We start from the raw sequence: 13710 nt of genomic DNA, 5'->3' as shown, positions 1-13710 counted from the left end.
TTATAGCGAAAGGCACGCGTTACAACACAGTCGCCAGTGCGCACTGCCGGTAATGCTTGGCGGCCAGCTCGTCCTGCCCCAGTGCTTCATGCATCTGGGCCAGTTTCAGATGCGCTTCGCGCACCATCGCCGCTTCGGTGGCGTCTGACAAGGCTTGCTCCAGATAGCGCTGAGCCTTGCCCCACAGCTTCTGTTTCAGGCACAGCGTGCCAAGTGTGAGCGCCAGTTCGGCGTCCTGCGGCCGTTCACGGCGCCACGTTTCGCACGCTTCGATCTGGGCCAGCAGCGATGGCGAGCCGGCCGGGCTGGCCGCGTCGCGGTAGGCGCGCACGACGCGTTCGTCCCAGTTGGCCTTGAGCGACTCTTCGGCGATCGCGCGCGCTTCGTCGTGCAGGCCGCGCGCATTGAAGGCGCCGGCGGCGCGCGCCGCGACGTACGGCACCGTGCGGTCTTGCGGGGGCACCGTGGCCCAGGTCCAGCGGATCGATTCGGCGTCGTGGTCTTCCCCGCCCAGCAGCGCTTCGTAGGCCATTTCGCGCAGGCGCCGCGCCAGCGCCGGATGCAGTGCGTTGCGCTTGTCGAGGATGCGCACCAGGCGCAGCACCTCGGGCCAGTTGCGCGCCTGCTGGTTGGCCTTCATTGCCCACTGCAGCGCGTGGATGTGGCGCTGGCCGCTGGCATTGAGTTCGGCCACCGCTTCGAGCGCCGCCTCGGGGCGGTGATCGTCGACCAGCAGTTCGGTCAGCGTCATCAGGCGCGCCGTCTTGAGCGTGGTGTCATGCGAGATGCCGGCCAGCCAGGCGTCGCGCCGTGCCGGCTCGCGCATGCGGTGCGCAGCGCGCGCGCCGATCAGCGCTGCCAGGCCCGTGTTCTCGGGCAGGTCGGCAGCGCGCATCGCCGCTTTTTCGGCGTGGCCGAAGCGACCTTCGAACAGCGCCTTGAGCGCGTCGCGCAAGCCCTTGTTGCCATCGCGCTCGCGGCGGCGCTGGCGGTATGCCGCCACCCGCTGCGGCATGCGCGCCGTCGCGTAGAAGGTGCGCACCAGCACGTACAGCGTGGCGAACAGCAGCATCAGCACGACGACGAACAGGTTGAGCGACATGTCGATCCGGTGCGGTGGATAGAACAGCACCACATTGCCCGGATTGAAGCGCGCCGTCACCGCGATGCCGATGGCTGCGGCCATCAGCGTAACCAGCCAGATGAGTAAGCGCATGGTTATTGCTTCGCTTTGTAGTTACGCACCGCGCCCAGACTCTCGGCCAGCGTCGGCAATTCGATCGTCAGGTCATTGGCCTGCACCTGGCGCAATGCCGCCTGGGCCGATTGCGTCGTGCGGGCGCGCGTGTCGAAGTACTTGGCCAGCATGGTCTGGGCCGTGGTCAGGTCGTCGCGGAACGTGGCTTCGTTACGCGACAACAGGGCCAGGCGCGCATTGAGCAGGCGCAGCTTGAGGTTTTCGCGGACAAAGAACGACTCGCTCGGCGACAGCATCAGCGCCTCGGGGTCGTCAACGCTGCGCACGCGGATCAGCTGGCGCACGTCGTCCCACATCTCCTGGCTCCACATGCTCCAGGTCTGCAGCAGGCGCTGGCCCACGCCGAGCGACTCGGGCGGGACGGCCGGTGCGGCGCTCTTGGCTGGCGCGGCCGCGGCCTCGAGCCGGCGCGTCGTGCGCACCGGCGCCACTGGCAGCAGCGGCTTTTCGTCAGCCAGCATCGGCAGCGTCTCGACCTGAGCGATCACATTGTCCAGGCGCAGCGCGACACCGGCCAGATCGACGGCCGGCAGGGCCTTGAGCTTGTCGATGTCGGCCGCGATCGCGCGGCGGATGGTCAAAAATTGCGGTGCGTTCGAGCTCGAGACGGCGCGGTCGGCGTTCTGCAGCGCGATCAGGGCGCCCTGCACATTGCCGGCCAGTTGCAGCTGCTGGCTCGCGGTGGCGAGCACCTGCTCGATTTCGGACAACGCCCACTCGTCGCGGTTCTGCGACAGGTCCTTGTAGAGCTGCTCGAGCGCGACCTGCTGGCTCTGCGCTTCGCTCTGGCGGCTTTCCAGCACGCCGACCTTGATCTGCAGCTCCTTCGACTGGTCAGCCACGTCGCGCGCAAGCGCCGCCGTCTCGGCATTGACCGCATTGCCCTTCTGCAGGCTGCGCGCCATGTCCTGGCGCAGCGAATTGATGCGGCTGTGCGACGAGACGGTCTGCACGGCCAGCATTGCGGCCAGTGCGATGACGGCCAGCGGCAACGGCTGCGCCACGCGGTCGAACAGGCCGCGCGCGGCCGGACCGCTCACGCGCGGCGCAACAGGCGGCACCTGCGCCTCCTCCGGCTTGGCAAGGCTGGGAGCGGGCACGCTGGCCTGAGGCTGGTCTGGGTTGTTCGGCAATTCGTTCATTCTTGTGATTGTAACGCTGCTAGTAGGCGTGCATCGCCGGAACCGGTGAGGCGCACGTGTTCCAGGCCCAGATCGCGGGCCGTCTGTGCAATCCGCGCATGGGGCACGATCAGGCGCTGTTGCATCAATCGCGCCATCAGCGCATTGTCGTCGATGGTTTGCACCAGCCCGGCCAGGCCACGCAGGGCTTCCGAGCTCGTGATTATCCAGTCGTTTGGCTGCGCCAGCAAGGCGCGCAATCGTGTGGCCAGTTCCGCAGTCAATACCGGCGTCGCACGGCGATACGCGGCCACCGGTTCGACCCGGGCGCCGGCGGCGCGCAAGGCGTCGGCCAGCAACTCGCGGCCACCGTCGCCGCGCACGATCAGCACACGTTTGCCGGCGTACGCCGCCAGGTCAAGGCGCTGCAGCAAATGCTCGGAATCGCTGTGTGCACTGTCGGCCGGGCTGAAAATCGTGAACGCGTCGCCCGTCACGCCGTGGCGTGCCAACGCGGCGCGGCTGCCATCGCCGACGATCGCCACCGGCACGGCCAAGGGCCAGGCATCGATGTGCGCAAACGCGGCGTCGATCGCATTGGGCGACACGAACGCCACCAGCGCAAACCGGTCGAGTTCAGCCAGCGCCGCGCGCAGCGGCGCGGCATCCTCGACCGGGCTGATCTCGAGCAGCGGCAAGAGCACGGCCGTCCGGCCACTGGCGGCGACCGCCTGCGCCAGCGCATCGGCCTGCGCGCGCGGGCGCGTGACGACGACGACGCGCGCCGTCTCAGGCAGGTCAGGCATCCTGGTTTGCCGCGGCATCGAGACGGCACGCCGCCAGGATCGCATTCGCATCCTGCTGGGCCAGCAACTCGGACACCTGCTCGCCCAGATACTCGGGCTGCTCGACCGGACCGCTCACTTCGGCGTGCGCGCTGCGCTTGCCGTCGGGCGTGGCGACCATCGCGCGCAGGCGCAGTTGGCCGCCCTGCACGGTGGCGAACGCCGCCAGCGGGATCTGGCAGCTGCCGCCAAAGATGCGCGAGACCTTGCGCTCGGCCAGCACGGCGCTGGCCGTATCGTCGTGGTTCAGCGGCGCCAGCACGGCGCGCAGGTCGACGCCGTCGCTGCGCGCGCTGCTCAGGATCTCGATCGCCATCGCGCCCTGCCCGGCGGCCGGCAAACTCATTTCGGGTTCGAGCAAAGCGCGGATGCGCTGCGGCAGGCCGAGGCGCTTGAGGCCCGCAGCGGCCAGGATGATGGCGGCATATTCGCCGCGATCGAGCTTGCCAAGGCGCGTATCGAGGTTGCCGCGCAGTGGCAGGATGACCAGGTGCGGATAGCGCGCCGCGATCAGCGACTGGCGGCGCAGGCTGCTGGTGCCGACGATGGCGCCGGCCGGCAGCGCATCGAGGCTGGCGTAGTCGTTGGACACGAACGCGTCGCGCGGGTCTTCGCGTTCGAGCACCGCGGTCAGCTCGAAGCCTTCGGGCAGCTCCATCGGCACGTCCTTGAGCGAGTGCACGGCCAGGTCGGCGCGGCCTTCGGCCATCGCGACTTCGAGTTCCTTGACGAACAGGCCCTTGCCGCCAACGGCCGACAGCGTGCGGTCGAGAATCTGGTCGCCGCGTGTCGTCATGCCGAGAATCTCGACGCGGCACTGTGGATATAATGCGACGAGCCGGTCGCGTACGTGCTCCGCCTGCCACATGGCCAGGCGGCTCTCGCGGGATGCGATAATGAGTTTTGACGGCGCTGACGCCGAAGTACCCTGCGAAGTTCCCTGCGAAGTACTTTGCTGTATAGCTGCTAACACACGAATTCTTTCACTGTCATTGGGCCGATCCGGCCGATGCCGGTAACCGCTCCCTGCATAAGATCACAAATTTTATCATGGGGGCCTCTTGCAGACCGTGGCCAACCGCCCTCGCACAACGCTTACTTGTGGTCGATATGAACAATCCTGCTCTCCCTGACGTATCCACCGGCGCCGACAAGGACGCGCCGCTCAAAGAAGACATCCGCCTGCTTGGCCGCCTGCTGGGCGACGTATTGCGCGACCAGGAAGGCGCCGAGGTCTTCGACCTCGTCGAAACCATCCGCCAGACCGCTGTGCGCTTCAGGCGCGACGACGATCCCGATGCCAGCAAAGAGCTCACGACGATGCTGCACGGGCTCACGCGCGACCAGACCATTTCGGTCGTGCGCGCGTTCTCATACTTCTCGCACCTGGCCAACATCGCGGAAGACCAGCACCACAACCGCCGCCGCCGTGCGCACCTGCTGGGTGGCTCGGCGCCGCGTGCCGGCAGCATCGGTTACGCGCTGCACAAGCTCGCTGGCGCCGGCATCGGCCGCGACGAAGTGCAGGCATTCTTCGACGAGGCGCTGATTTCGCCCGTACTGACGGCGCACCCGACCGAGGTGCAGCGCAAGAGTATCCTGGACGCCGAACACGATATCGCCCGCCTGCTGGCCGAGCGCGACACGCCGCTCACGCCGCGCGAGCGCCAGCGCAACGAGCAGATGCTCCATGCGCGCATCGCCACGCTGTGGCAGACGCGCATGCTGCGCTACTCCAAACTGACGGTGGCCGACGAAATCGACAACGCCCTGTCCTACTACCGCATCACCTTCCTGCGCGAACTGCCGGCACTGTACGACGACATCGAGTTCGAGATCGCTGAACAATACGGCCCTGACGCCGGCGCAGAAGACGGCGCACCCCGGCCCCACGCGTCGTACCTGCAGATGGGCAGCTGGATCGGCGGCGATCGTGACGGCAACCCGAACGTCAACGCCGACACGATGCGCCACGCGCTGACGCGCCAGTCGACGACGATCCTCGATTTCTATCTCGACGAAGTGCATGCGCTGGGCGCCGAACTGTCAGCCTCCACGCTGCTGGTGGACGTCACGCCGGCGCTGGAACTGCTGGCCCAGAACTCGCCCGACGCCTCGCCGCACCGCAGCGATGAGCCTTACCGGCGCGCGCTGATCGGCATCTATGCGCGCCTGGCCGCCACCGCGCGCGAGCTGGGCGTGGGCCACATCCTGCGCAAGGAAGTCGGCCACGCCGCGCCCTACCTCGACCCTGAACTGTTTGCGGCCGACCTGGAAACGCTGGCCGACTCGCTGCGCCAGAACCACGGCGCGATGCTGACCATGCCACGCCTGGCCGGCTTGCTGCGCGCGGCGCGCATCTTCGGCTTCCACCTGGCATCGCTCGACATGCGTCAGAGCTCGGACATCCACGAGCGCGTACTGGCCGAACTGCTGGCCCGCGCCGGCGTCGAGGCTGACTACGCTGCGCTCGACGAAGATGCCAAGGTCGCGCTGCTGCTGCGCGAACTCGACAGCGCCCGGCCATTGATCTCGCCATGGGACACCTACGGCGAAGAGACGACGTCCGAGCTGGCTATCCTGCGCTGCGCGCGCGAGATCCGCCTGCGCTACGGCCCGCGCGCGATCCGCAACTACATCATCTCGCACACCGAGACGGTGTCCGACCTGCTCGAAGTGCTGCTGCTGCAAAAAGAGACCGGGCTGCTGCGCGCCAGCAGCACGACCGGCGAAGTGATGGTGATCCCGCTGTTCGAAACCATCCCCGACCTGCAACGCGCGGCCGGCATCATGGATGCCTGGATGGCGCTGCCGTTCGTGGCCAACGTGATCGCAAAACAGGGCCACCTGCAGGAAGTCATGCTGGGCTACTCCGACTCCAACAAGGACGGTGGTTTCCTGACATCGAACTGGGAGCTGTACCAGGCCGAGCTGAAACTGGTCGAGGTATTCGCGCAGCAGAAGGTCAAGCTGCGCCTGTTCCACGGCCGCGGCGGCACGGTCGGCCGTGGCGGTGGACCGAGCTACGACGCGATCCGCGCCCAGCCGCCGGGCACCGTCAATGGCCAGATCCGCCTGACCGAACAGGGCGAGATCATCGCGTCCAAGTTCTCGAATGCCGAAATCGGCCGGCGCAACCTGGAGCTGCTGGTCTCGGCCACGCTGGAAGCGAGCCTGACGCCCAACACCGCCAGCGAAGCGCAGACCGGCCGCCTGCACCGCTTCGAGTCGGTGATGGCCGAGCTGTCGAACCGCGCCTACAAGGCCTATCGTGACCTGGTCTACGACACGCCCGGCTTTACCGACTACTTCTTCGCGGCCACGCCGATCGCCGAGATCGCGGAGCTGAACCTCGGTTCGCGCCCTGCTTCGCGCAAGTCGACGCGCCGTATTGAAGACCTGCGCGCGATTCCGTGGGGCTTCTCGTGGGGCCAGTGCCGCCTGCTGCTGCCGGGCTGGTTCGGCTTTGCGTCGGCGGTCCATGGCTGGCTCGGTGAAGGTGAGCGCGAGGCGAAACTGGCCGAGCTGCGCACGATGTTCCAGGAGTGGCCGTTCTTTGCCACGCTGCTGTCGAACATGGACATGGTGCTGGCCAAGACCGATCTGCCGATCGCCCGGCGCTACGCCGAACTGGTGGCCGACGTGGAACTGCGCGAGCGGATCTTCAAGCGCATCACGGCCGAACACGCGCTCACGCTGACCATCCTGGAAGACATCACCGGCACGGGCGAGCGCCTGCAGGGCAATCCGCTGCTGGCGCGTTCGATCCAGAACCGGTTTGCCTACCTGGACCCGCTGAACCACCTGCAGGTGGAGCTGATCGGCCGGCACCGGGCGCTGGCGCTCGATCCGGCAAGCCAGGTCGATGCGCGCGTGCACCGGGGCATCCACCTGTCCATCAACGGTGTCGCGGCCGGCCTGCGCAATACCGGCTGACGGTTCAGGCCAGTTGCAACACGCCGGTCTGCTGGCGCCGGTTCACGGGCGCCAGTTGTACCGGCGTCGCCTGTCCCAGCTTGAAATTCCCGACCAGCACACTGAGGTTGGCGGTCTGCTCCTGCATCGAGGCCGCCGCCGCTGCGGCCTGCTCGACCAGTGCAGCATTCTGCTGCGTGACGGCGTCGATTTCTCCGATCGCGCTGTTGACCTGCGCGATGCCCTGTCCCTGCCGCTGGCTGGCAGTGGCAATCTCGGCCACGATATCGGTCACGCGCCGCACGCTGGCCACGATCTCGTCCATCGTGCCGCCGGCCGCCGCGACGAGGGAGATCCCGTTGTCGGCGTGCCGTACCGACTCGTCGATGAGCACCTTGATTTCGCCAGCCGCCGCATTGGCGCGCTGGGCCAGGTTGCGTACCTCGGACGCCACCACGGCAAAACCGCGCCCCTGCTCGCCGGCGCGCGCTGCCTCCACCGCCGCATTGAGCGCCAGGATATTGGTCTGGAACGCGATCGATTCGATCGTGCCGGTGATGTCGACAATGCGGCGCGAGGATGTATGGATCGCGCCCATCGTGTCGACCACGCGCGCCACCGCTTCGCCGCCCTTGACGGCCACCTGGGACGCCGATGCCGTCAGCGTGTTGGCCTGCAAGGCGTTGTCGGCATTCTGCTTGACCGTCGCTGCCAGCTCTTCGATCGATGCCGCCGTTTCTTCGAGTGCGCCGGCCTGCTGTTCGGTGCGGCGTGACAGGTCCAGGTTGCCGCTGGCGATTTCACCGGACGCCGTTTCGATGGCGTCGGTACTGCCGCGCACCTGGCTCACCACCCCATGCAGATTGGCGCGCATGCGCTGCAGCGCCACTTTCAGGCGCCCGGTTTCGGTCCGGTCGTCGGCGTTGCAGTCGAGCGATGCGCCCAGGTCGCCGTCGGCGATGCGGCCTGCGAACGCCACCGCTTCCTCGAGCGGGCGCCGGATGGCGCGCGCAGACAGCTGGCCCACCACGACCATCAGCCCCACGGAAATCAGGGACGCCAGCAGCAGCAGGCGTTCGGAGCGCTCGACCAGTGCGTGGCCGCCAACGCGCGTGGCCTCGGCGCTGGCCCCGATGGTGTCGCTCAGTTCGCCCATGCTCGTTTCGAGCTTGCGGAAATGCCCCATGAAGTCCGCCTGCGCCTGGCGCGCTGCAACCGGGTCGGCAAACGCCAGGTCGATCATCCGCGCCACGCTCTTGAGGTAGGCGTCGATGTCGGCGCGCACGGCAGGAATGGCGCTTTGCAAGGCTGCGTCGGTATTCTCCTTGGCCAGCGTGTCGATTAAGCCGGCCAGTGTCGCAGCGTGCTGCGCATGATCGCGCCGGACCTCGGCCTGCTTGCCTGTGTCGTCCGGCCCGACAATCAGCGCGGCCAGCACGTCGGCGCGCAAGGCGTCGTGCGCCATGTCGGCCTGCAGCTGGTTCTTCAGCGCGCTGCCATTGTCGGTGATGGCGTTCATTGCCGTTTCAAGCGACAACATCGCGCCATAGCCGATGCTGGCCACCACAGCGGCCAGAAACACCGCTGCCAGGTTGGATAGAAACAGCCGGTGCCGGATGGTCAGATTCATGGTGATTTCTCCTACAGTTTGAACGATAGCCCGACCGTGAGCGCGGCATCGGGCGTGCGCCGGTTCAGGCCCAGCGCGAGCATGGTGTCGAGCTGGCAGCGGTCCGACAGCAGCCACGCCATGCCCGTGTCGAACGTGGCCACGGTGCCGCCGTTGGCGCTGCGGGCGATCTGCGGCGCCGCCACTTCGACGAATGTGCGCCAGGTCGGCGTCAGCTCCTTGCCGAGCACCACGCCGAGGATGCCGTAGCCATAGCGCTTGCCGTCCTCGGTGCGCTCGCGGCCGACGCCGGGCATCACGCCCAGCGACAGGTCGCCCGGTAATTCCCATTCAGCCGCCACGCGCAGCGACGGGCGCACGCCCTGGCCGCGCCAGGCCCGCGACCCGCTGTCCAGGTCGGCATGCAGCAGCACACCGACCGATGGGCGGCCCGGCGCCTCGTCCTGCACATGCCACTTCACGCCGAGCGCGGTGTCGGCGTAGCCGGCTGATGTGCCCTCGCCACCGGCATGCTGAACCGTACGGCCGTCGGTCTCGAGCCGCAGTTCAAGCACGTCGCCCACGCCATAGCGCAGCAACGTCGGCATGCTGTAGGTTCGCGCGCGCACGCCATCGGTCTTGTCCCGCTCGGCCAGCACGCTGGTCTCGATCTGGAACCGGCCACGGCCGACTACATTGCTGGACTCGACGAAATCGGGGCGGTCAGTAACGATCCCGTCGTCGGCAGCCATGGCTGACAGCGGTGACAGCAGCGCCAGGCTGGCAAGACAGATAAAAGTGAGGCGTGGGGATGGGGAGGTAGGCATGTTGCGGTCTTTCAGGAAAGGAGGTCTGCGCCTGGAATGCAGGTCGAGTATTGCAAAGATTTGTCGGCGTAGAACACATGTCTGCATTTATTTCTTGTGTTCAATAAGTGGTGTGTATTGACAGCCACGGTGCGCTTGAAACCAAGATAATGAACTGTGGTTTTTGGAGAACCGCGACGTATTCTGGAAGGTCGTCTGCAGAACAGGGCCGCCGCAGATGGGTTCGACAACGCGAAAAAAAGCCGCCCGGTGCGAACCGGGCGGCTTGTTCATGTCGACAGCGTCGACGCGGCATCTGCCGGCTTACTGATTGTGCAGGAACGTCTTGAGCTTGTCCGAGCGCGATGGCTGGCGCAGCTTGCTCATTGCCTTGGCTTCGATCTGGCGAATCCGCTCGCGGGTCACGTCGAACTGCTTGCCCACTTCTTCCAGCGTGTGGTCGTTCGACATCTCCACGCCGTAACGCATGCGCAGCACCTTTGCTTCGCGCGGGGTCAGCGAATCGAGCACTTCCTTGATCACGTTGCGCATCGAAGCGTGCAGTGCGGCGTCCAGCGGGGCCAGCGTGGCGTTGTCTTCGATGAAGTCGCCCAGCTGCGAATCGCCGTCCTCGCCCATCGGCGTTTCCATCGAAATCGGCTCTTTCGCGATCTTCATGATCTCGCGAACCTTGTTCTCTGGCATTTCCATCTTCAGGGCCAGCGTCGGCAGATCCGGCTCGCTGCCCGTTTCCTGCATGATCTGGCGCGAGATGCGGTTCATCTTGTTGATCGTCTCGATCATGTGCACCGGGACGCGGATCGTGCGGGCCATGTCGGCGATCGAACGCGTGATCGCCTGGCGGATCCACCACGTCGCATACGTCGAGAACTTGTAGCCGCGACGGTATTCGAACTTGTCGACCGCTTTCAGCAGACCGATATTGCCTTCCTGGATCAGATCCAGGAACTGCAGGCCGCGGTTGATGTATTTCTTGGCAATCGAGATCACCAGGCGCAGGTTGGCCACGGTCATTTCGCGCTTGGCCTGGCGTGCACGCTTTTCGCCCGCCGCCATCTGCTTGTTGATCTTGCGCAGGTCGGCCAGTGGCAGCGCCACGCGCGCCTGCAGGTCGATCATGCGCTGTTGCAGTTCCTTGATCGCTGGCAGGTTACGGCTCAGCACCGCGCTGTACGGATACGCGCAGTCGACTTCGCGGTCGCCCCATTGCAGATCGGTTTCATTGCCCGGGAAGACCTTGATGAAGTGGGCACGCGGCATGCCGCAGCGGTTCACGCAGATGTCCAGCACGGCGCGCTCGATCGAACGCACTTCGTCCATCTGGCCACGCAGCGTGTCGCACAGCTTCTCGACGACCTTGGCGGTAAAGCGGATACCCAGCAGCTCGTACGAGATGACGGCTTGCGCATCTTCGTACGCCGGCGAACCGTAGCCCTTGTTCTTGAATGCGTGGCCCATCAGGTCGAACTGCTGCTCGATCAGCGCGAATTTCTCGAGCGCGCTTTTCTTCAGTTGCGCGAGCTGCTCTGGCGAGTAGCCGGCAGCGGCGCCGCTGTTGACGTCGCCCTCTTCTTCTTCGACTTCTTCCTCTTCTTCTTCGTCGTCCTCTTCGCTGATCGCAGCGGCGTGGGCGACCGAGGCAGCAGGCGCCGGCGTGTCGTTCATGTCGACGAAGCCATCGACCACGTCGTCGATCTTCAGTTCATCGTTGGCGATCTTGTGCGACAGCGCGATGATTTCCGAGATCGTGGTCGGGCAGGCCGAGATCGCCTGGACCATGTCCTTCAGGCCCTGCTCGATGCGCTTGGCGATTTCGATTTCGCCTTCGCGCGTCAGCAGCGACACGGCGCCCATTTCACGCATGTACATGCGCACCGGGTCGGTCGTACGGCCGAAGTCCGAGTCGGCGGTCGACAGCGCGGTTGCGGCGGCCGCTTCCACTTCGTCTTCGCTCGTCGGCGTCACGGCCTGGTCCGACAACAGCATCATTTCAGCTTCCGGCGCGCGCTCGTAGACGGCGATGCCCATGTCGTTGAAGGTCGCGATGATGCCTTCGATCGCTTCCGGATCGATGATGTTTTCCGGCAGGTGATCGTTGATCTCGGCGTGGGTCAGGAAGCCGCGCTCCTTGCCCATGTTGATCAGGTTCTTGAGCTGCTGGCGACGGCGCTCGAGTTCGGTTTCCGAGAAGCCTTCTTCCTTCAGCAGCGCGATGCCCTTGGCCTTGCGCTCACGCACTTTCGACGCGGCCTTCATTTCGGCGCGCTCGACGGCGTTCAGCGCCGCGACTTCGTCGTTTTCCGGCACGAATTCGCTTGGCTTGCGACCACGGCGGCCAGGCACCTTCACCTGCGGCAGCAGGTAGCCCGACGTGTCAATCGCCGCCAGCGCGGCAGCGTCGGTGGTCTTGCTGACGGTGCCGACGGCATTGGTCTGGGCGACTGGCACCGAGGCGGGGCTGGCGTCGACACGACGCGCGGTGCGGGTGCGCACGACTTTCGGCGCTTCTTCGGCCACCGGGGCAGGCTCGGCAACGGCGGCGGCCACGGCTTCGGCTGGTGCAGCTTCGGCAGCAACGTCGTTTTCCGGCTCGGCGTTTTTCAGTGCCGCCAGACGGCCGCGCTTGCGCACGATGACCGGTGGCGCGGCTGGCTTGGCCTGCGTTGGCATGTAGTCGTCAGCGGGATCGTGCGCGTCAAGCGCGGTGTCGGCGGCAGTCGCGGCAGGCGCAGGCTCGCTGACCTCGACCGGCGCGGCAGCTTCCACTGGCGCGGCGGCCACTGGCTCGACTGCTGCGGGTGCGGCTTCAGCGACGGCTGGGATGGCAACCGGGTCGGCTGCGGGGCCACCGGCGGCCAGGATCGCGTCGGCCTGGGCTTTGAGCGTCGCCAGGCGCGAACGGGTCTTGACCACCGTGACCTTGGCCGCCGCTTCCGTTTCGAGGAAGTAGGAAGTGGCGGTTTTAGGCACTGCCAGCGGGGCCGATGCCTTGGCCGGGGCTTTTTTCGCTGTCAGTGTCAATGTCTTGGCGGTGTTTTTCATAGCTTAAAACTCTCCAGTCGAGGCGAGTAGCGCGCCTGCGAAGTCAATAATCCAGCGGGCCCCGCGTACGGGACCTGGGAATGGGGAACGGAAGTGGCCCTACCTTAGGGCGGACATGCCAGACTTCAAGCTCGACCTGCCCTTCGGTGCGCGCGCCGGCGTAATATCGGGGCTGCGGGCAGGTGGCGTTGGTCGCTGTTCAAAATCGTGCTGTGCATGTCGGAACGAAAAAAAGCCCGCTAACACGGGCTTGCATCTATTTTTCTAGAAGAATAGGAGATGGGGCCATTACGCCCCAATGCAAGTTTTGGTGATCATCGCTTGATCCGGTGAAGGATCTGCACGCGTCACCGGGTGCATCGCCCCGGCATGATGACCTTCTTGCTGGTCTGCGCCGGCGCAAGCCGGACTCAAGGCAAGAGGCGGATCATACACGATTTCGCGTTTTAATGCTTCATCGCAGTGCGTCTTTCTCAACATTTATTAGTGGAACTAGTACAATGCGGCTTTTAGCGCCGTGCTATCCTTCGCAATCCTGTTCTTACCATGAAGTCAATGAATACCAATACCCCTGCAGAGTCCGTCGACACCACCGCCGCGCCAGCCACCCCGGATGCGCAGCAGCCAACGCAGTCGCCAGCCGAGCCGGCAGCGCCAGCAGCCCCGGCTGCGGCCACGGCCACGGCCCCGGCATCAGGCCAGTCGGCGCGCTCGCTGCTCAAGCAACTCCAGCAGGAGTATCCCGCCTTCCGTGACTGCCTGCCACTGTCGATCGGTATCGACAAGCAGTTGCAGGCACGCATGCCGGGCCTGGACAAGAAAACGATGCGCGCCGCCCTCGGCATCCACACCGGCTCGATGCGCTACCTGCGCGCGATGGAAAAAGCCAAGGTCCGCTTTGACCTCGACGGCACCGCCGGCGCCGAAGTGCCTGAAGCGCACCGCCTGCACGCAAAAGAGCAGTTGCAGCAGCGCTTCAAGAAAGAAGCTGACCGCAAGAAGGCCGAGCGCGACGCCGCCCTCGAAGAAGAAAACAACCGCAAGCGCCAGGAAAAGCTGCAGGCGCTGGCGTCCAAGTTCTCGAAGACTTGAA

At 65.8% G+C, this 13710-nt stretch carries 9 protein-coding genes; 2 read left to right on the top strand and 7 right to left on the bottom strand.

The window, feature by feature from the left end; all coding sequences use genetic code 11:
- Window positions 1-19: 19 nt before the first annotated feature.
- From AC56LW_RS14605 to hemC, 4 genes are read right to left on the bottom strand one after another with little or no spacing between them, the layout of a single operon-like run.
- Complete coding sequence (locus tag AC56LW_RS14605; protein WP_183550809.1) at window positions 20-1216, bottom strand: heme biosynthesis protein HemY; 1197 nt, start codon at window positions 1214-1216, stop codon at window positions 20-22.
- A gap of 2 nt (window positions 1217-1218) precedes the next feature.
- A complete protein-coding gene (locus tag AC56LW_RS14600; protein WP_499635459.1) occupies window positions 1219-2400 on the bottom strand; it encodes a uroporphyrinogen-III C-methyltransferase in 1182 nt (393 codons plus the stop codon).
- The gene (locus AC56LW_RS14595; RefSeq protein ID WP_499635456.1) at window positions 2397-3185 is read right to left on the bottom strand and encodes a uroporphyrinogen-III synthase; all 789 of its coding nucleotides are present in this window, start codon (window positions 3183-3185) and stop codon (window positions 2397-2399) included. Before AC56LW_RS14595 ends, AC56LW_RS14600 begins: the two co-directional genes overlap by 4 nt.
- Complete coding sequence (hemC, locus tag AC56LW_RS14590) at window positions 3178-4185, bottom strand: hydroxymethylbilane synthase (protein ID WP_499635875.1); 1008 nt, start codon at window positions 4183-4185, stop codon at window positions 3178-3180. The genes AC56LW_RS14595 and hemC overlap by 8 nt, the downstream gene beginning before the upstream one ends.
- A 149-nt stretch (window positions 4186-4334) precedes the next feature.
- Between hemC and ppc the strand changes: the two genes are divergently transcribed.
- Window positions 4335-7160, top strand: coding sequence for a phosphoenolpyruvate carboxylase (gene ppc, locus AC56LW_RS14585; RefSeq protein WP_499635452.1), 2826 nt, complete (start codon window positions 4335-4337; stop codon window positions 7158-7160).
- A gap of 4 nt (window positions 7161-7164) precedes the next feature.
- Here ppc and AC56LW_RS14580 read toward each other — a convergent pair whose 3' ends face one another.
- The 3 genes from AC56LW_RS14580 to rpoD form a co-directional block, all read right to left on the bottom strand.
- Window positions 7165-8769 (bottom strand): methyl-accepting chemotaxis protein, encoded by a 1605-nt coding sequence (locus AC56LW_RS14580; protein ID WP_499635450.1) that lies wholly within the window; start codon window positions 8767-8769, stop codon window positions 7165-7167.
- An 11-nt stretch (window positions 8770-8780) separates the two neighbouring features.
- A complete protein-coding gene (locus tag AC56LW_RS14575; protein WP_499635447.1) occupies window positions 8781-9575 on the bottom strand; it encodes a transporter in 795 nt (264 codons plus the stop codon).
- 303 nt (window positions 9576-9878) lie between these two features.
- Complete coding sequence (rpoD, locus tag AC56LW_RS14570; RefSeq protein WP_499635445.1) at window positions 9879-12617, bottom strand: RNA polymerase sigma factor RpoD; 2739 nt, start codon at window positions 12615-12617, stop codon at window positions 9879-9881.
- A 555-nt stretch (window positions 12618-13172) separates the two neighbouring features.
- On the opposite strand from rpoD, the gene AC56LW_RS14565 reads away from it, so the two are divergent.
- Window positions 13173-13709: a ProQ/FINO family protein gene (locus tag AC56LW_RS14565; RefSeq protein WP_499635443.1), complete on the top strand. Its 537-nt coding sequence runs from the start codon at window positions 13173-13175 to the stop codon at window positions 13707-13709.
- Window position 13710 lies beyond the last annotated feature (1 nt).

This window comes from Telluria sp. LT2P80 (assembly GCF_059685955.1).
This window is presented reverse-complemented; position numbering and strand designations above follow the sequence as displayed.

Excerpts from the sequence above, each read along its gene's own strand:
- AC56LW_RS14575 (WP_499635447.1), bottom strand. The coding sequence starts at position 9,575 with ATGCCTACCTCCCCATCCCCACGCCTCACTTTTATCTGTCTTGCCAGC.
- rpoD (WP_499635445.1), bottom strand. The coding sequence starts at position 12,617 with ATGAAAAACACCGCCAAGACATTGACACTGACAGCGAAAAAAGCCCCG.
- AC56LW_RS14595 (WP_499635456.1), bottom strand. The coding sequence starts at position 3,185 with ATGCCTGACCTGCCTGAGACGGCGCGCGTCGTCGTCGTCACGCGCCCG.
- ppc (WP_499635452.1), top strand. The coding sequence starts at position 4,335 with ATGAACAATCCTGCTCTCCCTGACGTATCCACCGGCGCCGACAAGGAC.
- AC56LW_RS14565 (WP_499635443.1), top strand. The coding sequence starts at position 13,173 with ATGAATACCAATACCCCTGCAGAGTCCGTCGACACCACCGCCGCGCCA.
- AC56LW_RS14580 (WP_499635450.1), bottom strand. The coding sequence starts at position 8,769 with ATGAATCTGACCATCCGGCACCGGCTGTTTCTATCCAACCTGGCAGCG.
- AC56LW_RS14605 (WP_183550809.1), bottom strand. The coding sequence starts at position 1,216 with ATGCGCTTACTCATCTGGCTGGTTACGCTGATGGCCGCAGCCATCGGC.
- AC56LW_RS14600 (WP_499635459.1), bottom strand. The coding sequence starts at position 2,400 with ATGAACGAATTGCCGAACAACCCAGACCAGCCTCAGGCCAGCGTGCCC.